This is a genomic window from Collinsella provencensis (assembly GCF_900199705.1).
Lineage (GTDB): Bacteria > Actinomycetota > Coriobacteriia > Coriobacteriales > Coriobacteriaceae > Collinsella > Collinsella provencensis.
Genome location: NZ_LT904908.1, coordinates 481,433 through 507,942, shown reverse-complemented (window position 1 = coordinate 507,942; position 26,510 = coordinate 481,433). Strand labels below are relative to the sequence as shown.

General features: G+C 57.9%; 21 protein-coding genes and 3 tRNA genes. 15 read left to right on the top strand and 9 right to left on the bottom strand.

Annotated elements, in window-relative coordinates; all coding sequences use genetic code 11:
- Positions 1-110 precede the first annotated feature (110 nt).
- A complete protein-coding gene (locus C1711_RS02255) occupies positions 111-1,082 on the top strand; it encodes an alpha/beta fold hydrolase (RefSeq protein ID WP_102337598.1) in 972 nt (323 codons plus the stop codon).
- Positions 1,083-1,261: 179 nt separating this feature from the next.
- On the opposite strand, the gene mscL is transcribed toward C1711_RS02255, so the two are convergent.
- A complete protein-coding gene (mscL, locus tag C1711_RS02250) occupies positions 1,262-1,735 on the bottom strand; it encodes a large conductance mechanosensitive channel protein MscL (RefSeq protein WP_102337597.1) in 474 nt (157 codons plus the stop codon).
- Between the two features lie 103 nt (positions 1,736-1,838).
- On the opposite strand from mscL, the gene C1711_RS02245 reads away from it, so the two are divergent.
- Positions 1,839-3,296: an MFS transporter gene (locus tag C1711_RS02245; RefSeq protein WP_102337596.1), complete on the top strand. Its 1,458-nt coding sequence runs from the start codon at positions 1,839-1,841 to the stop codon at positions 3,294-3,296.
- Between the two features lie 308 nt (positions 3,297-3,604).
- Positions 3,605-5,656, top strand: coding sequence for a site-specific DNA-methyltransferase (locus C1711_RS02240; protein ID WP_102337595.1), 2,052 nt, complete (start codon positions 3,605-3,607; stop codon positions 5,654-5,656).
- Positions 5,657-5,663: 7 nt separating this feature from the next.
- Here the strand turns inward: C1711_RS02240 and C1711_RS02235 are convergent, their stop codons facing one another.
- Together C1711_RS02235 and C1711_RS02230 are read right to left on the bottom strand one after the other, a co-directional pair.
- Positions 5,664-5,996, bottom strand: coding sequence for a type II toxin-antitoxin system RelE/ParE family toxin (locus C1711_RS02235; protein ID WP_159060025.1), 333 nt, complete (start codon positions 5,994-5,996; stop codon positions 5,664-5,666).
- Positions 5,986-6,288, bottom strand: a complete 303-nt coding sequence (locus C1711_RS02230) for a type II toxin-antitoxin system Phd/YefM family antitoxin (RefSeq protein ID WP_102337593.1) — start codon at positions 6,286-6,288, stop codon at positions 5,986-5,988. Before C1711_RS02230 ends, C1711_RS02235 begins: the two co-directional genes overlap by 11 nt.
- 67 nt (positions 6,289-6,355) lie before the next feature.
- Between C1711_RS02230 and C1711_RS02225 the strand changes: the two genes are divergently transcribed.
- From C1711_RS02225 to C1711_RS02215, 3 genes are all read left to right on the top strand, one after another.
- Positions 6,356-9,529 carry a restriction endonuclease gene (locus tag C1711_RS02225; RefSeq protein WP_102338531.1) on the top strand — a complete coding sequence of 1,058 codons (3,174 nt, stop codon included), beginning with the start codon at positions 6,356-6,358 and terminating at the stop codon, positions 9,527-9,529.
- Positions 9,530-9,694: 165 nt separating this feature from the next.
- The gene (locus tag C1711_RS02220) at positions 9,695-10,072 is read left to right on the top strand and encodes a type II toxin-antitoxin system RelB/DinJ family antitoxin (protein ID WP_102337592.1); all 378 of its coding nucleotides are present in this window, start codon (positions 9,695-9,697) and stop codon (positions 10,070-10,072) included.
- 20 nt (positions 10,073-10,092) lie between these two features.
- Complete coding sequence (locus tag C1711_RS02215) at positions 10,093-10,656, top strand: PIN domain-containing protein (RefSeq protein WP_102337591.1); 564 nt, start codon at positions 10,093-10,095, stop codon at positions 10,654-10,656.
- 24 nt (positions 10,657-10,680) lie between these two features.
- On the opposite strand, the gene C1711_RS07950 is transcribed toward C1711_RS02215, so the two are convergent.
- The 5 genes from C1711_RS07950 to C1711_RS02185 all read right to left on the bottom strand — a co-directional run bounded on the left by C1711_RS07950 (position 10,681) and on the right by C1711_RS02185 (position 14,642).
- Positions 10,681-11,346 carry a sugar O-acetyltransferase gene (locus C1711_RS07950; RefSeq protein WP_234346181.1) on the bottom strand — a complete coding sequence of 222 codons (666 nt, stop codon included), beginning with the start codon at positions 11,344-11,346 and terminating at the stop codon, positions 10,681-10,683.
- A 33-nt stretch (positions 11,347-11,379) separates the two neighbouring features.
- Positions 11,380-12,387, bottom strand: coding sequence for a diacylglycerol/lipid kinase family protein (locus tag C1711_RS02205; protein WP_102337589.1), 1,008 nt, complete (start codon positions 12,385-12,387; stop codon positions 11,380-11,382).
- Positions 12,384-13,790 (bottom strand): chloride channel protein, encoded by a 1,407-nt coding sequence (locus tag C1711_RS02200; RefSeq protein ID WP_102337588.1) that lies wholly within the window; start codon positions 13,788-13,790, stop codon positions 12,384-12,386. Before C1711_RS02200 ends, C1711_RS02205 begins: the two co-directional genes overlap by 4 nt.
- Positions 13,791-14,486: 696 nt before the next feature.
- Positions 14,487-14,560 (bottom strand) — tRNA-Gly (locus tag C1711_RS02190).
- A gap of 5 nt (positions 14,561-14,565) precedes the next feature.
- Positions 14,566-14,642: transfer RNA gene (locus tag C1711_RS02185), tRNA-Pro, on the bottom strand.
- Positions 14,643-14,930: 288 nt separating this feature from the next.
- On the opposite strand from C1711_RS02185, the gene gdhA reads away from it, so the two are divergent.
- The 6 genes from gdhA to C1711_RS02155 all read left to right on the top strand — a co-directional run bounded on the left by gdhA (position 14,931) and on the right by C1711_RS02155 (position 21,490).
- The gene (gene gdhA / locus C1711_RS02180; RefSeq protein WP_102337586.1) at positions 14,931-16,286 is read left to right on the top strand and encodes an NADP-specific glutamate dehydrogenase; all 1,356 of its coding nucleotides are present in this window, start codon (positions 14,931-14,933) and stop codon (positions 16,284-16,286) included.
- 176 nt (positions 16,287-16,462) lie between these two features.
- Positions 16,463-16,546: transfer RNA gene (locus C1711_RS02175), tRNA-Leu, on the top strand.
- 73 nt (positions 16,547-16,619) lie between these two features.
- Entirely contained in the window at positions 16,620-17,918 is a 1,299-nt protein-coding gene (tig, locus tag C1711_RS02170) for a trigger factor (protein WP_102337585.1), read from the top strand.
- A 158-nt stretch (positions 17,919-18,076) separates the two neighbouring features.
- Positions 18,077-18,697, top strand: coding sequence for an ATP-dependent Clp protease proteolytic subunit (locus tag C1711_RS02165; protein WP_102337584.1), 621 nt, complete (start codon positions 18,077-18,079; stop codon positions 18,695-18,697).
- A complete protein-coding gene (gene clpX, locus C1711_RS02160) occupies positions 18,697-20,211 on the top strand; it encodes an ATP-dependent Clp protease ATP-binding subunit ClpX (RefSeq protein ID WP_324761437.1) in 1,515 nt (504 codons plus the stop codon). The genes C1711_RS02165 and clpX overlap by 1 nt, the downstream gene beginning before the upstream one ends.
- Before the next feature lie 112 nt (positions 20,212-20,323).
- Positions 20,324-21,490 (top strand): iron-containing alcohol dehydrogenase, encoded by a 1,167-nt coding sequence (locus tag C1711_RS02155; RefSeq protein WP_102337583.1) that lies wholly within the window; start codon positions 20,324-20,326, stop codon positions 21,488-21,490.
- A gap of 285 nt (positions 21,491-21,775) precedes the next feature.
- Here the strand turns inward: C1711_RS02155 and C1711_RS02150 are convergent, their stop codons facing one another.
- Positions 21,776-22,681: a helix-turn-helix transcriptional regulator gene (locus tag C1711_RS02150; protein WP_102337582.1), complete on the bottom strand. Its 906-nt coding sequence runs from the start codon at positions 22,679-22,681 to the stop codon at positions 21,776-21,778.
- Positions 22,682-23,026: 345 nt separating this feature from the next.
- On the opposite strand from C1711_RS02150, the gene C1711_RS02145 reads away from it, so the two are divergent.
- The 3 genes from C1711_RS02145 (at position 23,027) to C1711_RS02135 (ending at position 26,504) form a co-directional block, all read left to right on the top strand.
- Positions 23,027-24,646 carry an ABC transporter substrate-binding protein gene (locus tag C1711_RS02145; RefSeq protein ID WP_159060024.1) on the top strand — a complete coding sequence of 540 codons (1,620 nt, stop codon included), beginning with the start codon at positions 23,027-23,029 and terminating at the stop codon, positions 24,644-24,646.
- Between the two features lie 85 nt (positions 24,647-24,731).
- Entirely contained in the window at positions 24,732-25,655 is a 924-nt protein-coding gene (locus C1711_RS02140) for an ABC transporter permease (protein ID WP_102337580.1), read from the top strand.
- 15 nt (positions 25,656-25,670) lie between these two features.
- Positions 25,671-26,504 (top strand): ABC transporter permease, encoded by an 834-nt coding sequence (locus tag C1711_RS02135; RefSeq protein ID WP_199824826.1) that lies wholly within the window; start codon positions 25,671-25,673, stop codon positions 26,502-26,504.
- The last annotated feature ends 6 nt before the right edge of the window (positions 26,505-26,510 follow it).

Below are 26,510 nucleotides of genomic sequence, written 5' to 3'. Positions count from 1 at the left end.
TGCTGCCAGCGGGCTTACATCGATCATTTGTAGGGGAGCTTGCGCGCGTGCGGTCGCTATGAGGCTCGGGCGCGTGCTTGTCCACTTGGCGCGACTGCAGAGGAGCTTCCATGAAAACGACGACGCTAACGTATCCGAGCCGTGATGGTCGTTCCACGGTGCGCGCTTTGCTGTGGGAACCTGCCACGGTTGTCGCTGGCAGCGAGGCACCGCGTGGCTTGATCCAGCTCGTGCATGGCATGGCCGAACACGTGGAACGCTATGCTCCGTTTGCCGCATACCTGTGCGAGCAGGGTTTTGCCGTGTGCGCCAACGATCATGTGGGTCATGGAAAAACGGTGTCCTCCGCTGATGAACTGGGACACATGCCGCTTGAGGCGGGGGAGGACGTACTGATTGCCGATGTGCACACGCTGCGCAAGGCCGCGCTCGAGGTGCTTGCCAAGCAGGCGGACATGCGTCCGAGCAACATCCCGTACATCATCTTCGGCCACTCCATGGGCAGTTTCATCGCCCGTGTGTACATCACGCGGCACGCTCTCGGCGTCCGCGCAGCGGTGTTGTGTGGAACCGGTCAGCAACCGCGCGCGTTGACGCAGGCGGGTAAGACTCTCACGCGCTTGTTCGCGCGCACGCGCGGTGAGCACCATGTAAGCACTCTGGTAGACGGCTTGGGCGCCGGCGCGTACGGCAAGCAGATCGAGGACGCACAGACCGAGGTGGATTGGATTTCCACCGATCCCGAAGTTGTGGCCGAATATCAGCGCGACCCCCTCTGCGGTCAGCCGTTCACGGTGGGCGCGTATCACACGCTGCTGAGTTTGGTGTCCGATGCCACGGACGTGCGTTTGGCGCGCGGCATTCCCCATGGGTTGCCGTTGCTGTTCATCGCGGGCAGTGATGATCCGGTGGGTGAGTGCGGCGCGGGTGTGGACCGCGCGGTTGAGATGTATCGCAAGGCAGGCATCGAGCGTGTGGACGAGAAGCTCTACGATGGAGCGCGCCACGAGATCCTCAATGAGCCGATACGTGATGAGGTATATGCCGACGTGAACACGTGGCTTGCCGAGCGCGGTCTGTAAGCGCGCCGAACGCTGTACTTATGTCGCTTCCTTCGCCGTAAATGGGACGGAACCGACATATCGTCCGCCGCGAGTTCCGCACGAGCCGAAGGGTCCAGTGGACCCTTCGTGCGAACAGGACTGCCCGAGCGCCGGATGATATGTCGGCTCTCTCGTGTGAATCCTTATTTGCACAGAGCCTATTCGACAGGGTTGTCGTATCCTTCGAGCTTGCTCGTGCAGTTGGGGCACCGGGTTGCATCGTCGGCGATCTCGGACTTGCAGAAGGGGCACACGCGTGGTGCGGGTTTTGCCGCCTCTTCCGCTGCCTTGGCAAGACCGACTTTCTCGGCAGCGCGCTCCTTGATGTGAGCAGCTTCGTTCATCGCCTTGACGATGGCGAACACCGCGATCGCGGTGATGAGGAAGCTGATGATGGCGGAGATGAAGGCGCCGAAGTTGATTTCCTGGCCGTTGAGGTAGAACGCCAAGCCCTTGATTTCGGGCGAGCCACCCACGGAGTTGAGCAGCGGCTGGAGGATGTCGGTCACCAATGAGTTGACAATGCCGGTGAACGCGCCGCCGATGATGACGCCGACGGCCATATCCATGACGTTGCCACGGTTGATGAACTCTTTGAACTCGGCGATGATACCCTTTTTCTTGTCTGTCATGTGCGCTCCCGTCGATTTGGCCGCTGGATGTTCTCTATGATAACCGCCCGTGCATTCGCGTTGTATGCTAATGGACGATTTGGACGTTCGACGCGGAGGCGGAATGAATCGAGAGACGTTGAAGTTGAGCGAGGAGCAGCGGCGCGACCTTGTTGAGGGCAACACTCATGGCAAAAGTAAATGGGCCGTCTTGTTTACCGTGCTGATTATGACGTTCATGGCGACGCTCGATTCGAGCATCGTCAACGTCGCGATGCCCGTAATGCAGCGAGACCTTGCCGTCGGCCTTGACGAAATTCAATGGATCTCATCGATTTACCTGCTGGTGACCTGTGCGGTTCTTTTGGTATTCGGCCGTCTGGGCGATTTGTACGGAAAGGTCTGGATGTTTCAAGCCGGCGTCGCCGTCTTTACGGTGGGATCGCTTTTGTGCGGCATGTCGGCTACGCTGGGACAACTTGTGGCAGCGCGTGCGGTTCAGGGCGTGGGTGGTGCGGCGGCCATGGCGAACAACATGGGCATCATCACCGAATCATTTCCTGCGCGCGAACGCGGACGTGCGCTCGGCCTGCTCTCGAGCTTCGTGGCGCTCGGCATGATGTGCGGGCCGGTGCTCGGCGGGTTCATCGTCTCGGCGCTACCCTGGGAGTACATCTTTCTCATCAACGTGCCGGTAGGTATCGCATCGCTCGTCCTCGGCTTCAAGACGCTTCCCCATGTCAAGCCCCAGATTGCAGGTCGTTCGCTCGATGCGTTGGGCTGCGTCCTCATCGTTCCCGGCATGTTTTTGACCTTCGTGTGCGCATCTACGCTCGCCTCGGGCGTGGAGACGCCCGTCTTGGGCGGATTGGCGATCGGGCTTGTATTGCTGGCTGGGTTCGCGTTGCACGAGCGGCGCGCACGTGACCCGCTCGTACCGCTTGAGCTCTTCTCTGACCGCATGTTCGTGGTGAATCTGCTCTGTTTGTTCATCTCCTTCGTCGCCATTGGCGCCTATGAGCTCATGACGCCGTTTTACCTGCAGGATGCGCGCGGATTTACGCCGAGTTTGGCGGGCATTGTGTTTTGTGTCATCCCGCTGGCGAACGCCATCACCGGCCCGCTTTCGGGCGCTGCGTCCGATCGCATCGGGTGCGAGCTTCCCACCTGCGCCGGTTTGGCTACGTTCGCATTCGGCCTGTTCATGGTGGGGCGTTTCGACATGGAGAGCGGTCTGCCCGAGATTCTGTTCTTCCTGGGCTTGGCTTCGTTCGGCACATCGCTGTTCCAGTCGCCCAACAATTCGCTCATCATGGGATCGGTTCCGCACGAGTTACTGGGATTCGCCGGAAGTGCGAGCGCTCTGGCACGATATTTGGGCCTCGCCACGGGCATCACGGGCTCCATGTCGCTGCTCTACGGGCAGATGAGCGTGGCGGCGGGAGAGCACGTGACGGCGTTCGTGGAGGGTCGTCCGGATATCTTCCTCTTTGGATACGAGCGAGTGTATTGGGTGATGAGTGCCCTGGTCGCCCTTGGGTTCGCCCTCACGCTTTGGAGAATGCGCTCCCGGGCTCGATAGCGGTTTTGCATGTGACCTCTCCGAGAGAGGGGATTTGTCGGAGCGCGTGTATCTTGGGAGCAATTTGCCAATCCTGCGGTGAGTGACTGTACAATAAATGCGTCTATGAAATGCGTTTGAGGAGCGATTCATGCTGAACCCCGAAATTCGTTTCGGGGGGGGCGCTCAAAACTGAGGTTCTCTCCCAAGTAGATGGTGCTACCACGCTGAAGGCGCTGATCGTCAGCCTCAAATGGAGCTACGTGAAGGAGGTTCAGCCCTCCAAGCGTATCGAGGTCGGACTCTCCTTTTTGGAAGGGGAGTAGGCCATGGAAAAGGTCGACCTTGCAACGGCGGACATCGCCAGTGAGAACGCTGCTAAACTTGCAGAGCTGTTTCCTGATATTGTGACCGAGGTGTTGGATAAGGACGGCAACGTTTGCCATAGCATCGACGTAGAGGCACTCAAAGCCCATGTGGGTGATATTGCGGAGGACAAACGCGAGCGCTATCAGTTCACTTGGCCTGGCAAACAGAAGGCTCGTGCAGAGGCGATTCGCCCTATCGGAAAGACCATGCGCCCGGCACCCGAGGAGAGTGTCAACTGGGACACTACGGAGAACCTCTACATTGAGGGCGATAACCTTGATGCGCTCAAGATTCTGCGCGAGACCTATGCCGGCAAAATCAAGATGATCTACATCGACCCGCCGTACAACACGGGTCATGAATTCGTCTACAACGACAGCTTTGCTTGCACGGCGGAGGAAGAGCGTGTCGAGAATGGGGCCTTTGACGAAAGGGGCAACATTCTCGATGGGTTTGAGGAGAACCGTACGAGTAAAGGGCGTTTCCACTCCGACTGGTGTTCAATGATGTATCCGCGCCTGCTTCTCGCTAAAGATTTGCTGAGCGATGATGGTGCCATTTTTATTTCCATCGATGATCATGAGTCAAGAAATCTGCGCTTGCTGTCCGATGAAATCTTTGGTGTGAATTGTTTTGTGGCGGATATCGCTTGGCAGAAGACGTATTCGCCGAGGAATGACTCGAAAGGGATTCCTGCAGAAATCGAGCATATTCTGGTGTATTCGAAGCAGGGCATGTGGATTCCGGGTCGTCTTGAGCGGACTGCTGACATGGATGATCGCTATGCTTCGCCTGACGGAGACCCTCGCCCGTGGTCTTCTGGCGATGCTGCAGCTCCAGGTGCGGCAAATCATCAGGGTATGGTTTATGCAATTCAGCATCCCATCACTGGAGAGCTGCTGTACCCGCCGAACGGTCGGTGCCGACCGTTCGGCGGGTACAGCATGCTCGAAATAATGAATGAGTGGGCTGAATATGAATTCCGCAACATTCATGATGAGGAAAAGCGAGCGGAAATATGCGGTGTCGCTGTAGAGGATGTGCGCAAAGATGTTGACGCAATCATGCTGAAGAATCCTACTGAAGAGACTTTCGCTGCAGCCCAGAAAAGATATGAAGAGGGAAATTGGCCTCGACTTTATTTTACTGGCGGCGGTAAAGGGGGAATGCGCTTAAAGCGATATCTGGATACAATGGGCGGCAAAATGCCAACCAACCTATGGCCGTATTCTGAAGTTGGGCATACCGATGAGGCGAAGAAACATCTCAAACTGTTGTTTGATGATGTGGCGCCTTTTGATACCCCAAAGCCAGTTCGTCTCATGAAACGCATCTTGGATATTGCAACGGATGCAAACTGTATTGTTTTGGACTTCTTCTCGGGTTCTGCCAGCATGGCCGAGGGTGTTATGGAGAAAAACTCCGAAGATGGCGGCTTGCGGCAGTTTGTTCTTGTTCAGATTCCAGAAAAGGTATCTGGGCAATTCGGCAATCTCTGCGAAATCGGCAAGGAGCGCATCCGCCGTGCGGGTGCTAAGATTGCGGCCGAGGTCGAGGAGGCAAACGCCCAGCTGAAGCTTGGCGAGGAGCCAAAGAAGGTTCCCGACATCGGTTTCCGTGTGCTCAAGATCGACTCATCCAACTTCGAGGACGTCAAGCGTACTCCTGATGTAATTCAACAAGATCAGCTTTCCGGTTTGGCAGACAACCTCAAGCCCGATCGTACTCCCGAGGACATCCTCTTTCAGCTGTTCCCGCAGTTCGTAATTCCTTATACCGCCCGCATTGACAAGCTCGATATTTGCGGCAAAACGGTCTATTCCGTGGACGATGACACGCTACTGGCGTGCTTTGATCGCGAGGTGCCCGAGGATGTCATCCGCGCCATGGCCGAGCGCGAGCCGCTTCGTGCCGTACTGCGCGACGCGTCCTTCATCGGCGACGACGCTCTTGCCAACTTTGAGGAAATCTTCAAGACCATAAGCCCCGCCACCCAGACGAGGGTGGTGTAGGGACGTGCTACAGCAAGAATGTGTTTTTGCTCAGCGCCTTTGGATCCTCGCCGCGGAACAGAATGGCGAATGCGAGGACAGTCTGCTCAGCATCGTCAATCCAGTACAGAAGTTTGAACGAGCGAATGCTGACACCGCGGATCTCCTCACCGATGGCCCTGCTCGCATCTTTGTCAACCATGTAAGCGCGGGGGAACTCCTCTATGACTGCAAACTTAGCCTCGAGATCGTCGTACAACATGGAGGCGGATTTTGGGAGACCGAGGTCATCCCTGATGTAAGTGGTAATTTCACCCAGGCGTTCTGTCAAGGCAGGGACCACGCGAATTCTATAGGTCATACTGTGCCCTCAGCTCGGACAGCACCTCAAAGCCATCGCGAGTATTTCCCGCTTTGTAATCTGCCATACCAGCGCGGAAATCCTCGACGATTTCTTCGAGCTCCTGCTGATGTCTTAGTTCGCGCTCAAGCACGCGCTGCATGATTCGGTCGTAGCGCTCGAATACCTCGGTGCTCATGATGACCATGTCGCCGTATCCGTTTTTAGTGATGTGGATGGGCTCGTTGAGTTCGTGGCATTTGGCGGAAATCGCTGCTCCGTCTTTGAGTTCTTTGATTGGTGCGATAACCATACAAGACTCCTTTTCAAGGGATAGTAATCCCATTATAAAACCATCCTGTATGTTGATTGGCGTGATTATGGAATTCAAGTTCTCTGTTCTCGACTACCAGACGCGCGCGGCGGATGCCGTGGTCAACGTGTTTGACGGACAGTCAAAAATCGACGCGCAGTCCTACGTGCGCGACCTTGGCGCAACGCGCGTGGACAAGCGCGGGCAGAGCTCACTTGGGTTGACGGGCGCCGCCGACGGCGGTGTTGTAGTGGATAATGGTTCGGGTTTTCGCAACGCGCCGTTGCAACTCACCACTCTCGAGCTGCTCGAAAACGTGAAGAAGTCCCAGCGTAAGAACAGCATCCCCGTTTCCGCTGGCTTGCATTGCGATCTTGGTGCCGTGGAGATCGACGTGGAAATGGAGACGGGCACGGGCAAGACCTACGTCTACACCAAGACGATGTTTGAGCTCAATGCGCGTTATGGCTGGTCCAAGTTCATCATCGTGGTTCCGAGCGTGGCGATTCGCGAAGGCGTTGCGAAGTCCCTCGAGATTACCGCCAAGCATTTTCACGAGCAGTACGGCAAGCGCCTTTGGTCGTTTGTGTACAACTCGAGCCGCCTGAACGAGATCGACTCTTTTGCCAGTCGCGCGGACATCTCCGTCATGGTCATTAACATGCAAGCCTTCAATGCTTTTGATGAGTCCAAAAGCAAGGAGGGGCGTGGCGGTGACAAGACCGCGCGTATCATGTTCTCCGAGCGCGACGACTTTGGCAGCCGTCGTCCCATCGACGTGCTTTCCACCACTAATCCAATCCTCATCATCGACGAGCCTCAGAAGATGGGCAAGAAATCGGGTGCAACGCGCAAAGCCATGCAGCAGTTCAAACCGCTGTTCAGCCTCAATTACTCCGCTACCCATAAAGAGCGCCATAACACGGTGTTCGCGCTCGACCCTCTCGACGCCTATAACGAGCGCTTGGTCAAGCGTATCGAGGTCAAGGGCATCGAGATGATAGGTATGCGCGGTACCGATGGTTATGTGTATCTACAGGACATTCGCGTGAGTCCCACCAAGCCTCCTGTGGCAGTGATTGAGTATAAAAAGCAGCTCTCAGGCGGTAAGGTCACCAAGAGCATGGGGCGCTTCTCCGAGAACGACAACATTTACTATGCGTCAAATGAGCTTGAGGCGTATGTGCATGGGTACCGCATTCTGCGTATTGTGCCCGATCAGAACGGCGAAACGGGCTATGTGGAGTTTGACAACCACGAGAGGCTCTACCGTGGGCAGATTGCCAACGACTCCTCCGAAGAGGACCTGCGTCGTATTCAAATCCGCGAGACGATAGCCTCGCATCTGCAAAAGGAGGAGGTGCTGTTCCGCCAAGGTATCAAGTGCCTGTCTTTGTTCTTCATTGACGAGGTGGCTAAATATCGCGTCTACGACGAGGATGGTAGCGAGGGCGTAGGCGTATACGGACGCATATTCGAGGAGGAATATCAGGTTGCAGTCGAGGCGCGCACGGCCGAACCCACGCTCGATGACGCGCGTGATCCGCGCTATCTTCGCTATCTGCGCGAGTCTCTTGAGCATAAGGTTCACGAGGGCTATTTCTCCATTGACAAAAAGGGCCGCGCGATTGACAACAAACTCAAGCGCGGCACTGAGTTTGCCGAGGGCGAGGATGCGGTAGTGGCCTACGATCTTATTCTCAAGGACAAGGAACGTCTGCTTTCATTTGAGGAGCCTGTGCGTTTTATCTTCTCCCACTCCGCACTGCGTGAGGGCTGGGACAACCCCAATGTGTTCCAGATTTGCACTCTCAAAAGCTCGGGCGACTCGGATATTTCCAAGCGCCAAGAGGTGGGTCGCGGCTTGCGTCTATGCGTGGACCAAGACGGTACGCGCCAGGACGAAAGGTTGCTTGGCAGAGACGGTGTGCATGCGGTGAATCTGCTCACTGTAATCGCTTCCGAGGGTTACGACAGCTTTGTGAAGTCGCTTCAAAGCGAGACAATCAGCGAACTGCGTGAACGCCCAAAGAAGGTTGAGGAGAAGCTTTTCACTGGCTTTGTGCTGTCCGACGGTGTGGCGGAGTACAAGCTCACCGAGGAAGATGCCAACGAAATTATGTACGCGTTGGTTCGAAATGGTCTCATTGACCGTAAAGGTCAGCTTACGGACGAGTTTAACGAGAAGGGTCTCAAGGCGCTTGGAGATTCGGATATACCCGAGCACCTTGATGGATATCGTGCTCAAATCGAGAGTCTGGTGCGCAGCATTGAGGATTCGTCTGCTCTTGCGGGCATGTATGCAAACGGCTTGGGCACCAAGGTGGCAAGTAACGGCCTCAACGACAACTTCCGTAAAAAGGAGTTCCAGGAGTTGTGGGCGCGCATCAATCACAAGCATGCGTACACGGTGGAGTTTGACTCAAACGAGCTCCGACGCAACGCCGTGGCAAGTATCAATAAGAATCTCACGGTATCCGCTCCGCGTTATCGTCTCAAGAAAGGTGCGCAGCGTGATGAGACGACGCGCGAGCAAGTCGAATCCGCCGATAGCTTTGCGGCCCAGAGCAGTAAAACGCTTGAGGTCAATGCTGGTGTGATTTCAAATGTTGCATACGACCTGGTTGGCGAAGTGGCAGGTAAGGCGCGTATTACGCGCGCAACTGCAGCGGCGATTTTGTCGGAGATCGCGCCGGACCGATTTGCTGCATTCCGAACGAACCCCGAGGAATTCATCGTCAAGGTCGCGGCGCTCATTGTGGACGAAAAAGCGCGCATGGTGGTGGAGCATATCCGCTATAACCGCGTGGCGGGAGAGTACGATGCTGCGGAAATCTTTGCCGCGGATATGCCAGAGAGCCTGGGGCGCGCGTTGCCGACGTCTAAAAGGGGCGTGCAGAATTGGACGGTGTTTGACAGCGAGACGGAGCGTAAGTTTGCCCAGGAGCTCGAAGAGTCTGATGAAGTGTGCGTGTTTGCACACCTGCCGCGCTCATTCAAGATTCCCACGCCTGTGGGTGACTACGCACCCGACTGGGCAATCGCCTTCAACGAGGGTGTGGTGAAGCATATTTACTTTATTGCCGAGACCAAGGGCTCGCTCAACTCGTTCAGCCTCAAGGAAGTGGAACGGACAAAGATTGAGTGCGCACGAAAGCTGTTTGAGCAACTCGGCGAGGACGGCGTTCGCTATGACTTTGTGAGTACGTACGACGAGCTCATGGACAAGGTGATGAGGTAGGATCTCCGATAGGGCCTCCCGTCCCGTTCATGCGGCTTGTGCCCCTCGTGGGGACAGACGGAACGGGAGCGCTTGTGTCTTGCTGGCTCTATTGCAGAGCTATACAGCTATATAAAAATGAATAGTGTGAACTAAAATAGGTTCCATGAGGTAAAGGAGGTCCCTATGCCCGCCCCAACGATAAGTCCGGCTATGACACAGATGAACGTCCGTATTGAAAGCGAGTTGAAGCGTGCGGGAGATGCTGCGCTGCGAGCTGCTGGCTTTACGCCGAGTGAGGCGATTCGTGCTCTATGGGAGCGTGTTTCGGATTTGGGTGATAAGCCTGCGGATATCCATGCGTTGCTACGTCCCGATGAGTTTGAGGCGCAGCAAGCTGAGGCGGAAGCTGAGCGTCAACGCCGTATTGAGTGGGCGCGCCGTGGACCGAAGATCGTCGAGGATTTCTACCGCGAACAGGGACTTTCTTGGCCTCCAAAAATTGATCCCATTTCCGACGAAGAGCTGCGCTATCTCATGTTTGAAGAGCGTTTTGGTGCCTAGAAGCCTGTCTGGGTGGTTATATGATGCTTTTGCTCGATACCAATGTGTGGATGGATTATTACTCTGCGTCTCGAGCGGGTCATGTGAAAGCTTTTGAGCTCATCGACTATGCTTCTGCTCATGGGATAGATCTGCTGTATGCCGTCAATTCATCTCGAGACGTGTTTTATCGCGTGGCTGCTGACGCGAAACAGGCTTGTAGGGAAGACTCAGGCGGTGTATTAACGGATGCAGAGGCGCTTGCCGCTCAGGCTGTGGCATGGGCGAGCGTTGAACATATGCATGGATTGGCCACGGCGGTTGGCAGCGATGAGTCCGATGTGTGGCACGCTTGCAAAACACGTTCAATTCATAGCGACTACGAGGATAATCTTATACTTGCAGCCGCGCAGCGTGCACATGCCGATTTTCTCGTTACGGGTGATTTGAGACTCTTACAGCATAGTCTCGTTGCAGCGTTGAACGTCGATGACATGTTGGCCTATTTGCGTGCGAACGATTCTGAAGACACGCCGTCCGAGGGGCTGGCGTTGGGACAAAAAAGAACCTCGCAACCAGAGAATGACGCCCCAGTTACGAGGTGATGGGGTGAATAAGCGGAAGCCATTTCACCCCAATTCATCATCAACCCCCAATTCTCCGATACGACCTTCTTCGGTGATTGGCCTCATCACTCGACAAGGATTACCAACGGCGATTACCCCGGCAGGGACATCCTTTGTCACGCAGCTTTTGCCGCCAATGACTGCTCCCTCCCCAATGGTTACTCCGGGCAGGATGGTCACATCCGCACCAATCCACACATTGTCTTCAATGACAATTGGCAACGCTCTTTCCAGCCCCTTGTTTCGTTCCTCCGGGTTCAAGGGGTGCCCCGCCGTATACATCCCGCAGTTGGGACCGATAAAGCAGTGCCTACCGATGGTAATGGTGCCGCCGTCCATGAGATAGGCATTGTGGTTGATAAAAGTTCCGTCTCCGATCGTGGTTTTGACACCATAGTCGGCATAGATGGGAGCAAGGATTACGGTGTCATTCCCATGCCTGGGGATTAGTTGTGACAGAAGGCGTTCTTTTTCTTCCGATTTTTTAGGACTTGTGTGATTGAACCGAAAGCACAATTCATCTGCGTTTTCCCGTAGAGCCAGCAGCTCCGGGTCAAAATTGGCGTCATACCACAGCCCATTTTCCATGCGTTCTCTGTGCGTCATGTCGATATTTTCCTTTTCGTTTAATGTCTGCCGATGCATCCCCTCTGAATAGCGCTCATCCATATTCTCTGTTTTCGATCGTCAGAAGCGCACCTCTTACGCCGGCTTGAGCACGTTAAGTGCCTGCGGGACGATCTCGATGCGCATGTTGCGGGCCTTGAGGATTTCGCCGTCAAGTTGGATGGGGTAGGTGTCCTCGGCAAACTGCAGGTCAACTGAGTGCGCGCGCTGCAGATGGATGTGCTTGTTATTCACGTGATTACCGTTTTTGGCGGAAAGGAACACGGGAAGGGCGACGGCTCTGGGAACAGGCCCTTTTGCATAACAGATGTCGAGTGCCCCGTCGGCAGGGTCGGCACTGGGACAAATGTGGTAGCCGGAACCATAGGTGGGGCCGTTTTGCACAGCGAAGACGATGATTTTGAGGTTCTCAGACGTGCCGTCGTCGATGCGCACGGTTACCGGGAAGTTGCGGTATCCGCGTCCGAAGCATCTCATACCGCTTGCGGTGTAGAGTGGGGCACCTCGAAGTCCGGTTGACTTGCGAAGAACCTGCGTGTCGGCTGCGATGGCGGCACAAAGACCGAACGACACCGTTTCCACGGCGTATTCGACCTGATCGCGAGGTGCGTTTGTCGCATTTCCCATAACGGTGTTGCGCGCTTCCTCAACAGGTTCGTACGTCACCTTGAGCACGTCGATCGCGGTGCGTGCGCAGTCGAGAAGTGCGGACAAGTCAGCGTTGTTGGCGTTGGTGATTTCCGCAATACCGAGCGTCCTCGCAAAATCATTGCCCGATCCCACAGGCATGATCCCGAGCGTGGGTCGCTTATCCGCTTCGATTGCCATCAGGCCGTTTGCCACTTCATGCACCACGCCGTCGCCACCAAGGGCAAGCACGGTGTCGTAGCCTACGGCGTGTTTCGCAAGCTCGATAGCGTGGCGCGGATATTCGGTCCGTACCAGGTCAAACGTATTGCCATGGCTGTAGAGCGACAAGAAGCGCTGCAGACGTTCGGCAACGTTTGCAGCGGCACCGCTTTGTGCCGTGGGGTTGACGATGATGAGCGTTTTTCCAAGTGCCTTGAGACGGTTTTGCATCATTGTTCGTCCTTCGTGGAAGGGGCTGCGGTTTCGGCGTCTGTGTGGGATGGCTCGTGAACTTCGACGATTGTGCGGTGTCGTTCGAGGGCGTCTGCCACGCTGAGTTCTGCATCCTCTTTAAGGCTGCGGCGTTTAGGCGTGATGATACGCTGGGCGGGGTAGACCGCGCTATGACCCGCGACCAGATAGCCCACAAACGAAACGATGACAAAGTACGCTCCTGCGGTGCCTCCGAACATGTCGATACCCAGCATGATGGTGGTGACAGGCACGTTGAGCGCACTGCCGAACAAGCCGAGCATGCCAAGGGCAGCCATGAAGTCCGGTTCTCCGAGCGTCGCCTCGCCGAACCAGCCGCCGAGCGATGCTCCGATTCCGAATAGGGGAGTGACCTCGCCACCTTGGAATCCAGCGCCGACGGTGAGCGCCGTCATGCCGAGCTTGGCGATCGGATCCGCCAGCGTGGTTTGCCCTCGGAATGCAGCGGGAACGAGCCATTCGGAAAGTCCGCCGTAAAGGTGCAGCTTGCATCCGAGGAACAGGGCGATGAGCACAAGGCCGCTGACTACCGCGGCGGCGAGGTAGTTGGGGAAGAAGCGCGCATAGAACCGTTTGACGGTGCGAATGCAGAAGGTGAACAGGCGCGCGGTGAGACCGAAGAGGATGGCGGCGACGATGACGAGGGCGATTGTTGCGGGCTGCATGCTCGGCACCGCGCCGATGGGCTGGAAGACAAAGGTGCTGCCCAACCCTCGGCTCACAAAGTCGCCTACAAACGAGCCGGTAAGGCAGTAGAGCGCCGCACTGTAGTCGAGTTTTCCGATGAAGCACATCTCCATGCCGAAGAACGCGCCGGCCAATGGGGTGCCGAAAGCGGCGCCAAACGCCGCCGAGATTCCCGCCATCATGACGTCGCGGCGATCATGTCCGGTTACGTGGAATGCCGAGGCAACGGTGCTGGCAATGGTTCCGCCCATCTGCACGGCCGCGCCCTCGCGTCCCGCCGAGCCGCCTGCCAGGTGGGTTGCGGTGGAGCAGACAAATGTGAGCAGGCCCATCCGGCGATGGATGGGGGAGCCGCCGAGCGTGCTGTCGATGACCAGGTTATTGCCGCGCTGTGCGCGCAGGCCGTGGTTGCGGTAAATCCATGCCGTTGCGACGTTGACTATGGGAAGCAGCAAAAAGAGCCAGAGGTGAGCTTCGCGTGTGGCGGTTGCCCAGTTGAGCGCAGCGAGAAACGCCCAGCCCGCGATGCCCATGAGCGCGGCGACGATGATGCACAGGATATATACGCGCAGGCTATCGCGCAGATTGCGAACGTCGCGCGTGGCATCTGCAGTAAGCGCATGTGTGGAACGCGTGAGTCCGTCGCGTGTTGTCTCGAGTGCCTGCTTGGGTCGCATGGATGGACGTACCCCCTCGTCTTGCTTCACGTTTTAAGGTCTTTTGTATTAGCGGCTTTGTAATGAGCATACGCATGCTCAAGTATACGGCGTATCGCGCCGCCTAACTGCTCCAAAGAGCAATCGATTCCGCCAACATGCATTGAGAAATCCAGTGTGATTGACATGGGCCGTTCCCACGGTACGACGCTATCGCCTTCCGTATTCTTACCGAAAATGGAGAGGATTGACATGGGCTGTTCCCATGGTACGACGCTATCGCCTATGCCGGGTCGTTGTTCCTTATGGCAAATTGTCGTTGCCTATGAATTACTGCAGTATGAAAGCCTCAAAGCGCGCAAACCCATAGGCGATGGCGGGAAACCATAGATAACGGGATACAGGCAGGCGGAAAATGCGTGAGCGAGTGTCCATAGTGAGCGAGTGTCCATACTTTGGGCTGTTTTAGGCATTTGGCCCTCAATTACGAGGTCCGAATGCCGAATTTTGGCCCAAAGTTTTCTTATATGCAGCCAGTGACGGGAATCGCCGCGCGCAGGCGCGCTCTTTCCGCTTCGGCCCTTGCGGCCCTCGCGTGCTTCGCTGGCAAACGCTTCCGCGTTTCCGCAGCTCCGCACCCGCAACCGGGTTCGATTCCCGTTGGCACGTAAAAGAAGCGAGCCCGGAACCGCGATGGCTCCGGGCTCGAAAAGTCTCTGGAGCGGGCGACGGGAATCGAACCCGCCTCATCAGCTTGGAAGGCTGAGGTTCTACCAATGAACTACGCCCGCAAATATGGTCGGGACGACAGGATTTGAACCTGCGACATCCTGCTCCCAAAGCAGGCGCGCTACCAAACTGCGCCACGTCCCGAAGGTGTTGAGCAGCCGGGTTATATGACCCTGCTTGTCCCAAGGCGCTAGCGATTATAGAGGATTCGGTCCGAAGGAGCAAATGACCGGCATCCAGGTAACGTGGAAACGCCCGCACTCCACATGAGGCGCATGAGATGCAGGCAAATCACTCGTTGGAAACGTATTCGTTCTCGCTCGTTCACAGGCTAGAAACCTACAGGAAACGAGGGCAATTGTTCTCAAATCGCTTTAGTGAAGCGTAGTACTATGGCCTCGCATTACACCGCTATGCACTTTGGAGGCAACAATGACCTACACCGAAAAGGTCCTCGCCGAGCTCAAGGATCGCTATCCCGAGCAAACCGAATTCATCCAGGCTGCCACCGAGATTCTCGGTACCCTACAGCCCGCACTCGATGCGCACCCCGAGTACGAAGAGGCCGCCTTGCTCGAGCGTTTCGTCGAGCCTGAGCGCGTCATCATCTTCCGCGTCCCGTGGGTTGACGATGCGGGTAAGGTTCAGGTCAATCGCGGTTACCGCGTCGAGTTCAACTCCGCCATCGGGCCCTACAAGGGCGGTCTGCGCTTCAACCCAACGGTCACGCTCGGCATGCTCAAGTTCCTCGGTCTCGAGCAGATTCTCAAGAACTCCCTCACCACGCTACCCATGGGCGGCGGCAAGGGCGGTTCCGACTTCGACCCCAAGGGCAAGTCCAACAACGAGATCATGCACTTTTGCCAGTCCTTCATGACCGAGCTCTATCGCCACATCGGCCCGAACACCGACGTTCCCGCCGGCGACCTGGGCGTTGGCGGCCGCGAGGTTGCCTACATGTTCGGTCAGTACAAGCGCCTGCGCAACGAATGGACCGGCGTGCTTACCGGCAAGGGCCTCAGCTTTGGCGGATCGCTTGCCCGCACCGAGGCCACCGGTTATGGCCTGGTGTACTTTGTGGACGAGTACCTCAAGAGCAACGGCGATTCCTTTGAGGGCAAGAACGTCGTCGTGCACGGTTCCGGCAACGTCGCCATCTACGCCGTCCAGAAGGTCGCTCAGCTCGGCGGCAAGGTACTGGCCTGCTCCGATACCCACGGCTGGGTCGAGGATCCCGACGGCATCGACTACACCGTGCTCGAGCACGTCTACAACCAGAAGCGTTCCGGCCACGACAAGGGCGTCACGCTTGCTATGTATACCGAGGAGCGCCCGAATGCCGTCTGGCACGCCGAGGACGGCCGCGGTGTGTGGCAGGTCCCGTGTGACATCGCGCTTCCGTGCGCTCGCGAGAACACGCTGCTTCTCGAGGACGCTCAGGCACTCGTTGCCAACGGATGCAAGGTCGTGGGTGAGGGCGCCAACATGCCCACTACGATCGATGCCACGAATTACCTGCAGGAGAACGGTGTCGCCTTCATGCCCGGCAAGGCTGCGAATGCGGGCGGCGTACTTGTGTCCGGTCTTGAGATGAGCCAGAACGCCGAGCACCTCTCTTGGACGTTCGAGGAGGTCGACGGCAAGCTCGAGCAGCTCATGCGCGGCATGTTCCACAACGTCGATGATACGGCGCGCGCTTACGGCAACGAGGGCAACTTCGTCCTCGGCGCCAATATCGCCGGCTTCCTGAAGGTCGCCGATGCCATGATGGCACAGGGCGTCTGCTAAGTGACGAAGGCGATTTTCGTTAATCGCGCGGGCACGCTGGCGGGGGCATCGTCGCCGCTTGCGGGTTCGTCAAACGCAACATAACCCCTCATCCTGTGGAAACTGGGTATGCAAAGGGATGCGCGATGTTTCGTGCGTCCCTTTTTGTTATCATCTACAGCTTGTGTGACCATGTTGCGGGCGTGGCGGAATTGGTAGACGCGCTGGATTTAGGTTCCAGTGGGCTTCCCGTGAAGGTTCGAGTCCTTTCGCCCGCACCACAGTCCCAAATCGTGGTATCAAAAGGGGCCCCGACACCCATGTCAATGTCGGGCGTGTTTTAGAGGAGGAACGTTGAACATCACTTCTGACGTGAAAGACGGTAAGCTTACCGCTCAGGTCACCATTGAGGCCGAGAAGGTCGACGCTGCTATCAAGAAGGCAGCCAAGGACGCTGCCAAGAAGTATAACTTCCCGGGCTTCCGCAAGGGCAAGGCCCCGCGTCGCGTCGTCGATTCCGCGCTGGGCAAGGAGTACATCCTCGGCAATGCTACCAATGAGCTCATCGGCTCCAACGAGGGTGCCGTTCTGAACGAGCTCGATATCGTTCCGGTCAAGGAGGGCGATTACCAGGAGATCGACCTCTGCGCTGACGGTACCGACTACACCTACACCGTCGAGTTCAAGCTGCGTCCGGCTCCCGAGCTCTCCTCTTACGAGGCCGTTGCCATCGAGATGCCTCCGGCGGAGGTCACCGAGGCCGAGATCAACCAGCAGATCGACATGCTCATGGGCTATCACGCCACCTTCGAGGACGTCGAGCGCGCTGTCGAGGATACCGACTACGTGACCGTCGACATCAAGGACGTCGAGAACGCCGAGGCGCTTGCCGGTGAGGGCCGCATGTTCGCGGTCGGCGGCGGCAACCAGCCCAAGGAGTTCGACGAGGGCCTCAAGGGCATGAACATCGGCGAGACCAAGACCATCACCTGGACCTTCCCGGGCGAGGAGGAGACCACCGCTTCCTCCGAGGTCACCGTCAAGAGCATCCGCACCCGCAACATCCCCGAGCTCACCGACGACTTCGCCAAGGAGAACTTCGGCTTCGACGGCATCGACGCCATGCGCGACGCCGTGAAGCTCGAGATCGAGCAGGACAAGACCACCCAGCTGCCGCAGCTCAAGGAGAACCGTGCGGTCGCCGAGCTCGCCAAGCGTCTTGAGCTCGAGGAGCTCGACGAGGATTACGAGCAGTCCGTCTTCCAGGACCTCGGTCAGAACTTCCTGCAGAGCCTCTCCTCCCGTGGCATGAACCTCGACACGTGGCTCCAGGCCAACCGTCTGACCGCCGACCAGTTCATCGGCGACCTGCACCGTCAGGCCAACGATGTCGCTCGCGAGTCCCTCGCGCTCGATGCGCTCGCTCGCAACCTCAAGGTTGAGGTCACCGACGAGGACATTGACGCCGAGTTCGCAAACGCTGGCGTCGAGGACGTCGAGGCTGCCAAGGCCGCGTTCCTCGCCGACGGCCGCATGGCTGCCATCCGCGACTCCATCCGTCGCACCAAGGCCGTCGAGTGGCTCGTTGAGAACGCTCAGGTCACCGAGGTCGACGAGGTTGCCAAGGCTGCCGAGGCCAAGGACGCCGAGTAACTCGGACCCCCATACCGTTTGACGCGGTAGGACCGCTGCAAACGGGGTATCATAGCGGCTGTACGCTTATTGTTCGTGCGGTGCGTGGCAGATGTGCTTGAACGAGCGTCCGCCGCGCGCCGCATATCTATCTCGATACTTCTCACGAAAGGAGCATCATGATTCAACGCCTTGATTCGGCCCTCGTGCCTTATGTCATCGAGCAAACTCCGCGCGGTGAGCGCAGCTACGACATTTACTCGCGCCTGCTCAACGACCGCATCGTCTTCTTGGGCGAGGAGGTCAACTCCGTTACGGCGAATCTCGTCATCGCCCAGCTCTTGCACCTTGAGAGCCAAGATGCCGAGAAGGACATCTCGCTGTATATCAATTCCCCTGGTGGCGAAGTGTATTCCGGTTTGGCGATCCTCGACACCATGAACTACATCAAGCCCGACGTTTCCACCATCTGCGTGGGCATGGCGGCTTCCATGGCCGCCGTGCTGCTTGCCGCCGGTGCCAAGGGTAAGCGCTTCTGCCTGCCCAACTCCATGGTCATGATCCATCAGCCGAGCGGTGGCGCCCAGGGCCAGCAGACCGAGATCGAGATCGCCGCGCGCGAGATCAAAGAGATGCGCCGCAACCTCAACCAGATTCTGTCCGACGCCACCGGCCAGCCGTTTGAGAAGGTTGAGCGCGACACCGAGCGCGACAACTACCTGCGCGCGAAGGACGCTCTCGAGTATGGTCTCATCGATCGCATCGTTACCTCCCGCAACGACGCAGGAAGCGAGCGCTAATGCCCCGCGATACCACAACGCACAATCCCCATTCCTCCGACGACGGTTCGATCCGTTGCTCGTTCTGCGGAAAGACGCAGGACCAGGTGCGCAAGCTCGTGCGCGGTGCGGATGGCATGTTTATCTGCGACGAGTGCGTCGACGCATGCAACGAGATTTTGGGCCAGTCGTTTGCCCAGGATGCCATGATGCAGGCCTTCGGCGCCACTTACGTTCCGCATATGGAGGAAGACGAGCCCGAGGAGGCCCCCGCACCCACCATGCGTGAGACCGCTTCGGCCCTTATCACGCGCGTTCCCACGCCGCATGAGATTTATGATGCGCTGTCCCAGTACGTGATGGGGCAGGAGGACGCCAAGCGTGCCATGTCGGTTGCGGTGTACAACCACTATCGCCGCGTGCTTGAGGGCGACGAGCCCCATACCGCAGGCGAGGCGTTCGATGCTCTCGACGAGGATGTCGAGCTTGCCAAGAGCAATATCTTGCTGCTCGGTCCCACGGGTACGGGCAAGACGCTGCTCGCGCAGACGCTCGCCCGCGTGCTCGAGGTGCCTTTTGCCATCGCCGACGCCACGGCGCTCACCGAGGCGGGCTATGTGGGCGAGGATGTTGAGAACATCCTGCTCAAGCTCATTACCGCCGCCGACGGCGACATCGATCGCGCGCAGATCGGCATTATCTACGTCGACGAAATCGACAAGATCGCCCGCAAGGCCGAGAACCTCTCCATCACGCGCGACGTGAGTGGTGAGGGCGTGCAGCAGGCGCTTCTCAAAATCCTCGAGGGCACGGTTGCGAGTGTTCCTCCCACGGGAGGCCGTAAGCATCCCCAGCAGGAGCTGTTGCAGATCGACACCACGAACATCCTGTTCATCTGCGGCGGCGCCTTCGTTGGCCTCGACAAGATCATCTCCGACCGTGTGGGCAACCAGGGCGTCGGCTTCAATTCCGAGATCGCCGGCCCCACGTCAAAAGACGAGAACGTCCTGCTCAAACAGGTGCTGCCCGAGGACCTCAACAACTTCGGTATGATTCCCGAGTTCATCGGCCGTACGCCGGTTATCACGCAGACGCAGGCGCTGTCCGAGGATGACCTGGTTGCCATCCTCACCGAGCCGCGCAACGCCGTGGTCAAGCAGTATCGTCGCATGTTCGCCATGGAGGGCGTCGATCTCGTGTTTGAAGCCGAGGCCCTGCATGAGATCGCAAAGAAGGCGTTGGCCCGCAAGACCGGTGCCCGTGGTCTGCGCAGCATCTGTGAGGAGCTTCTCCAGCAGACGATGTTCGACTTGCCGAGCGAGACCGGTGTCCGCCAGGTTGTGGTGACCGTTGCCGCTGCACGTGGCGAGGAGCAGCCTCGTCGCGTGTACGAGCAGGGTGCGCAGGCGCCGAGCCACGCGTCCGTCGCCGAGGGTGCGGCCGCCGATACCCGCGTTGCCGATGCCCCTGCATCCGGGTCGGCGACTGTTCGTGGTGGCGGGCGAACTGCACCGGATGCGTTTGACTTGGATTAACACGTAGGGCAGCCATGCGGGGCGCTTCGTGCGCAACGTTTTGTTCCGGTGTTTTCGAGCGGGGCCGCTCCGCTCGGACACATAGATAGGCGAGTTCGAAAGAAGGGTTTCCATGAACGGGTTCATCTATAACATTCCAGTCAAGGTTTACTTCGGCGAGAATCAGCTCTGCCATCTGGGCGAAGAGCTGAGCAAATTCGGATCTCGCGTCCTGTTGACGTATGGTGGCGGCTCCATCAAGAAGAGCGGCTTGTACGATCAAATCGTAGCAGAGATCGAGAAGGCCGGTCTGACCCTCTTTGAGCTCTCTGGTATCGAACCGAATCCCCGTATCGAGTCTGTCCGTACGGGCGCTCAAATCTGCAAGGACGAGCACATCGACGTGCTGCTCGCAGTCGGTGGCGGTTCCACCATCGACGCCACCAAGTTCATGGCGGCTGGCGCCTGCGTCGATCACGACCCCTGGCTGTTCCTAAGCGAGCGCGCCCCCATCGAGAAGGCCCTGCCCATCGTCACGGTGCTGACGCTTTCCGCTACGGGTTCCGAAATGGACAACGGCGGCGTGATCTCCAACCCCGAAACCCAGGATAAGCTGGGAAGGGGAGCGGCTGCGATGCTGCCCAAGGTGTCGTTCCTCGATCCCACCATCACGTATTCTGTGAGTCCGTATCAAACGGCTTGCGGTTCGGCCGACATGTTCAATCACATAATGGAGGTCTACTTCAACACGGAGCAGGACCTTTACATGTTGGATTGTTTCATGGAAGGCATGATGAAGACCATCGTGAAGTACGCGCCCATCGCCATGAAGGAGCCGGACAACTACGAGGCTCGTGCCAACCTGATGTGGACCAGCTCGTGGGCGATCAACGGCTTTGTCGATGGCGGACGCACCCAGCCGTGGAGCTGCCATCCCATCGAGCATGAGATTTCGGCTATCTATGACATCACCCACGGTCTGGGCTTGGCGATTCTCGCGCCGCGTTGGCTCGAGTACTGCCTGGACGAGACCACGTTGCCGCGCTATGTGAGCTACGGCGTGAACGTGTTCGGCATTGACGCGAATCTCGAGCCGATGGAGATTGCCCACAAGGCCATCGAGAAGACCTCCGAGTTCCTTTTCGACACGCTGAGCCTCACTAGCACCCTTGGTGAGCTGGGCATCGATGACACCAACTTCAAGGTCATGGCTGAGAAGGCCGCGTCCCATGGTTTGGACCACGCTTTCAAGCCGCTTTCGGCTGAGGATGTCGAGAACATTTTCAAGATGTGCCTGTAGTGAGGTAGCAGCACAGTCTCGTAATGCCGCCGCGCGCTCTTACCCGGCGTATTGCTTGCCTTGAGTTGCCGCCGTTCAATTTCCCTTATCTGATCGGGGTCGGTTCGCAGAAGGATGCCTTCGTGCGAGCCGGCCCTTTTTCGTACTGAGTGATTCAACGGGTGCCGCCTGAGACGCTTCGCTTTTATCGGTGTGCAATATGATTCTGCTATGGGTGACGGATCGGCATATCGTCTCGTAGCGTAAACCCCATTTCGGGCGCTTGCGATAGGTGCCAACGTCGTTTCAGTCGATGGGAATCTCGGGGCTCGCGTCTGCCAAACGACTGAAGAACACCTCAAGTTCACTCCGATAGCGGGGTAAATCGTAGCCAATCGTCTGGGAGTTAGAACAGGCTTTTCGATAGGCGAGCGCGGTCATTCCCGCTACATCGGCGAACTGCCGATTGAATGTTCGAATCGACGAATAGCGGCACATGAGGGCGATTTCACCGACAGGGCGGTCGGTCTGCACGAGCAAACGGCGCGCTGCATTGACGCGTGTGACGGCGGTATATGAGGCGAGGGACAATCCGAGCACCGGCTTGAGGGAACGCGAGGCGTATGTGCGCGAGATTCCAACCGTTTGGGCGATGCTGTCGAGTGACGGGTTCATCTCGTCGACTTCGATGTACGCTGCGCGTGCAAACCGATCCTCCATGCTCTCACAGTGTCGTTGCGGGAGATGCTTCGCGCGTGTCATGCGCGTCGAAAGAGAGTCGAGCAGCAAGCCGAATCCACTCATAAGTTTGATTCCGGTTTTAAACGCCGTGGGATGCGAAATGAGGTGACCGATGGCCTGGTAGATCTCTGGATCGTCCAACGCATGCTTGATGATGAACGCCGAGACGTTCATCTCGTCGACGAACTCAGTGAACTGTGGCATGAGGTCGCAGCTGATACCGGCGAGTAAGGCTGAAGAGTCAGGACTGAAGCAAAACCCGTGCGTTGAAAGACGGTCGACGAATACGAGGTCACCCGCGTGTAAATGCCGAGCTAACCCACCGACGTACATGATGCCGTCTCCATATTCGAGGTAGATGATCTCATGACCATTTTGCCGATGTAGGGGGTAGAGCGCTCCGGTCGCCGTGATTGCGACGATGGAAGGAGAGAAGCGATCGGTAACGTCACCGCGCGCAGCTACTGTCATAGTTTCCACCTTCCTTCCCAAGTAATATGTCTGGGATGTTTCGGACTGTTTAACTTTTTTCCGACACCGTGAAGAGTGCACGGTGTAGCACCGTGCAAGATGAGTGCAATTTCTGTCCCTTTTGCGCTATCCCATTAAAGCACTCTCGTAGAGTAAAGTGCAATATTTGTCCAAAAAATAATTTCTATTGAATGCCCTGAATTGACTATTTGTGGCCCTGAAATCGAATTCGTGAATAAAACGTGCCGAACATCTGCATTTTTTGGATGCTAGTATACCGAAAACCTTTCGAAGAGAACGAAGGGCGAAGCACCCGCGACTATGGGAAAGGGAAAGGTGAGAGCAATGAATGGTTGTGCACAGGGAAACAACGGAGTCTCCCGTCGTGGTTTCGTAGGAGGCATGGGAGCCGCTGCGCTAGCAATGCTTTCCTCTGGCTTGGTCGCGTGTGGCGGCGATTCCGGCACCGGTTCGGTTGGCGAAGACGGATACAAGGATACGCTCGTCGTTGCCGCCTATGGCGACCAGGACACCCTCGACCCCCAGATCAACGTCACGAATGACAAGGTTCTGCGCCTGCTGTACAGCGGCCTGCTCGTCGTCCAGGAGGACGGCAGCATCGCCGGCGACCTTGCCGAGACCTATGACATGAGCGAGGATGGCCTTACCTGGACCTTCCACCTCAAGGAGGGCGTCAAGTTCGCCAACGGCGAGGACTTCACCTCCGCCGACGTCGTGGCTACGTTCGAGCGCCTGCTCAACCCCGATCACCCGCTGCGCTACACCGATACCGTCGCGTTTATCGACAAAGTCGAGGCGACCGACGATTACACCGTCGTTATGACCATGAACACCACCTACGGCGCGGTCGAAGACACCCTCGCCATGCAGTGCTGCTTCATCATGTGCAAATCCACCCTCGAGGAGTTCGGCTACGACATCGGCACCGATCCTGAGACAATCAACGGCACCGGTCCGTACAAGGTCACGAGCTGGGATATCGACGAGCAGATGACCTTCGCGGTCAACGAGAACTGGTACCTGGGCGAGCCGGGTACCCCGAACATCATCATGAAGGTCATCCCTGAGGCTTCCAGCCGTGCCATGGCTTTGGAAAACGGAGAGGTTGATATCGTCGACCGTCCCGCTGTCGACGACGTCGAGCGCCTGAGCTCCATTGAGGGCCTCACTCTGGTTTCCGAGCCCGGCTACGGCCTGCAGGGTTTCCAGTTCAACTGCTCCGAGTACTCGAAATGCCAGGACGTCAACGTCCGTAAGGCCATCAGCATCGCCATCGACCGCGAGGCTATCGTCGGCTCCCTGTTCAAGGAGATCGGTGAGACTCCGACCCACGGTCCGCTCGTCCCGATGAATCGTGGCTACGTTGACCTTGGTGTTCCCACCCGTGACGTCGACGCCGCCAAGCAGCTGCTCGCCGAGGCGGGCGTCCCCGACGGCTTTGAGATGACCATCATGACGTTCGACGGCTACAACAAGGGTGTTGAACTCGCCGAGGCGATCAAGGATCAGATCGCCGACGCTGGTATCATCGCCGAAATCGTCACGGTCGACTCCGCGACCTTCAATGCCACCCTCAACGGCCTTACGCCTGAAGAGATGAAGTACGACATGTTCATCATGGGCTTCGGAGGCAGCTCGCTCGACCCGGATGCGTCCCTGCGCCGCATTTGCGTCACGAGCGAGGACGGCCTCAACACCAACAACTACGGCTGGTACTCCAACGCTCGCGTCGACGAGCTGCTGAACGGCGCCATCACCCTGGTTGACCAGGAAAAGCGCATGGAGATGTACGAGGAGGCCCAGCGGATTATCTATACCGAGGATCCGTTCGCCGTGTATCTGAACCTGCGCAACAGCCTGTTTGTCATGGCCGAGGGCGTGGAGAACTTCTCCCTCAACCCGCTGCAGGTGCCCTGCTTCGAGACGATTAAGGTCAAGGCGTAAACGCCCTGGCAGATCGTAGGTACGCGAGGGGTCCGAATGCCATCCCGGACTCCTCGCTTCTTTGTCAGATGGGAGGACGACCGCCATGTTCAAGTATGTCGTCAAGCGCTTTTTGCAGATGCTTGTCATGCTGTTCGCGCTGTCGGTGATCGTCTTTTTGATGGTCCGCCTCATTCCCGGCGACCCGGTCACCATGATGTTGGGGCAAGGTGCGGGCAAGGAGGCCATTGCGGCCGAGCGTGCGCGCTTGGGACTCGACTATCCACTGCCGCAGCAGTACGTGATGTGGCTCACCAATGTGTTCCACGGTGACTTCGGCACGTCGATCACCACGCACAAGCCCGTGCTCACCGAGATCGTGCGCCGGTATCCGCTCACCATCATCATCGCTGTCGGCTCGACGGCGCTTTCCGCCGTGGTGGGTATCGCCTTCGGCATCATCTCCTCGGTGTACCACGGCAAGCTGGCCGACAACATCCTGATGTTCGTCTCTCTGTTCGCGGTCTCGACCCCGTCGTTTTTCCTGGCGATCCTGCTGCTCATCATCTTCTCGGTGACGCTCAAGTGGTTCCCCTCGGGCGGCGCCTCAAGCTGGGTCGGCTTGGTGCTTCCCATCATCACGCTGGGCATGCAGGAAGTCGGTTACATCACCCGCATCACCCGCTCCGCTATGCTCGACGTGTTAGGCGAGGACTATATCCGCACTTCGCGCGCCCGTGGCGTCGCCGAGCATGTGGTCATTTGCGTCCACGCGCTCAAGAACGCCATCATTCCGGTTCTGACGTCGATCGGCCTGCGATTCGGCTCCCTGCTTGCGGGCGCCACGCTGGTTGAGACCGTCTTTTCCCTTGCGGGCATCGGCCGCTTGACCGTCGACGCGGTCGCCGGGCGCGATTACCCGCTCATCCAGGGGTGCGTGCTCATCCTCGCCGCGACCTTCGTCATCGTCAACACCGTCGTCGACGTGCTCTACACCGTCGCCGATCCCCGTATCGAATTCGATTCCTAAAGGAGGTGCGTTTCGGTGAAAGAGATCGTTCAGCGCTTCTGCCGCAAGAGGATGTCCGTGGTCGCGGGCGTGATGCTCATCCTCATCATTGCCGCATGCGCGTTCGCGCCGCTTTACGTGCACGTCGATCCGCTCAAGCAGAATCTGTTCAACACCTACGCGCGCCCCAGCGCCGAGCATTTACTGGGCACAGATAACCTCGGGCGCGACATCCTGGTGCGCCTGCTTTACGGCGGCCGCAGCTCGCTTGCCATCAGTTTCTCCGGCGTGCTGTCCGGCACGGCGGTCGGCGTGATCCTCGGCGTGATCGCCGGGTACTTCGGCGGCATCGCCGACACGCTCATCTCCCGCCTCATCGACGTGTTGCTGGCGTTTCCCGGCCTGCTGCTCGCCATCGTGGTTGTGGCTATCCTCGGCTCCGGCGAGTCGAACACGGTCGTCGCCATCGCGATCTTCTCGATCCCGACGGTCGCTCGTATGGTGCGCGGCGAGGTCCTCAAGATCCGCTCCGCCGACTACATCGCCGTGTGCAAGGTCATGGGGGAGAGCAGCGCGCGTGTTATCGTCCGCCACGTGATCCCCAACGCCATCTCCCAGATCATCGTCAACGTGACGCTGCAGTTGGGCACGGCGATCCTCACGACCTCGGCCCTGTCCTTTTTGGGCCTGGGCGTGCAGCCGCCTGCGCCGGAGTGGGGCGCCATGCTCTCCTCCGCCCGCGACGTCCTGCGCTCGTATCCGCTTCCCGCCGTCGTTCCGGGCATCGCCATCACCCTGGTCGTGGTGTGCTTCAGCCTGGTGGGTGACGGCTTGCGCGACGCGCTTGACCCGCGCCTCAAGAACGCGTAAAGGAGG

Excerpts from the sequence above, each read along its gene's own strand:
- C1711_RS02255 (WP_102337598.1), top strand. The coding sequence starts at position 111 with ATGAAAACGACGACGCTAACGTATCCGAGCCGTGATGGTCGTTCCACG.
- mscL (WP_102337597.1), bottom strand. The coding sequence starts at position 1,735 with ATGACAGACAAGAAAAAGGGTATCATCGCCGAGTTCAAAGAGTTCATC.
- C1711_RS02245 (WP_102337596.1), top strand. The coding sequence starts at position 1,839 with ATGAATCGAGAGACGTTGAAGTTGAGCGAGGAGCAGCGGCGCGACCTT.
- C1711_RS02240 (WP_102337595.1), top strand. The coding sequence starts at position 3,605 with ATGGAAAAGGTCGACCTTGCAACGGCGGACATCGCCAGTGAGAACGCT.
- C1711_RS02235 (WP_159060025.1), bottom strand. The coding sequence starts at position 5,996 with ATGACCTATAGAATTCGCGTGGTCCCTGCCTTGACAGAACGCCTGGGT.
- C1711_RS02230 (WP_102337593.1), bottom strand. The coding sequence starts at position 6,288 with ATGGTTATCGCACCAATCAAAGAACTCAAAGACGGAGCAGCGATTTCC.
- C1711_RS02225 (WP_102338531.1), top strand. The coding sequence starts at position 6,356 with ATGGAATTCAAGTTCTCTGTTCTCGACTACCAGACGCGCGCGGCGGAT.
- C1711_RS02220 (WP_102337592.1), top strand. The coding sequence starts at position 9,695 with ATGCCCGCCCCAACGATAAGTCCGGCTATGACACAGATGAACGTCCGT.
- C1711_RS02215 (WP_102337591.1), top strand. The coding sequence starts at position 10,093 with ATGATGCTTTTGCTCGATACCAATGTGTGGATGGATTATTACTCTGCG.
- C1711_RS07950 (WP_234346181.1), bottom strand. The coding sequence starts at position 11,346 with ATGGATGAGCGCTATTCAGAGGGGATGCATCGGCAGACATTAAACGAA.
- C1711_RS02205 (WP_102337589.1), bottom strand. The coding sequence starts at position 12,387 with ATGATGCAAAACCGTCTCAAGGCACTTGGAAAAACGCTCATCATCGTC.
- C1711_RS02200 (WP_102337588.1), bottom strand. The coding sequence starts at position 13,790 with ATGCGACCCAAGCAGGCACTCGAGACAACACGCGACGGACTCACGCGT.
- gdhA (WP_102337586.1), top strand. The coding sequence starts at position 14,931 with ATGACCTACACCGAAAAGGTCCTCGCCGAGCTCAAGGATCGCTATCCC.
- C1711_RS02165 (WP_102337584.1), top strand. The coding sequence starts at position 18,077 with ATGATTCAACGCCTTGATTCGGCCCTCGTGCCTTATGTCATCGAGCAA.
- clpX (WP_324761437.1), top strand. The coding sequence starts at position 18,697 with ATGCCCCGCGATACCACAACGCACAATCCCCATTCCTCCGACGACGGT.
- C1711_RS02155 (WP_102337583.1), top strand. The coding sequence starts at position 20,324 with ATGAACGGGTTCATCTATAACATTCCAGTCAAGGTTTACTTCGGCGAG.
- C1711_RS02150 (WP_102337582.1), bottom strand. The coding sequence starts at position 22,681 with ATGACAGTAGCTGCGCGCGGTGACGTTACCGATCGCTTCTCTCCTTCC.
- C1711_RS02145 (WP_159060024.1), top strand. The coding sequence starts at position 23,027 with ATGAATGGTTGTGCACAGGGAAACAACGGAGTCTCCCGTCGTGGTTTC.
- C1711_RS02140 (WP_102337580.1), top strand. The coding sequence starts at position 24,732 with ATGTTCAAGTATGTCGTCAAGCGCTTTTTGCAGATGCTTGTCATGCTG.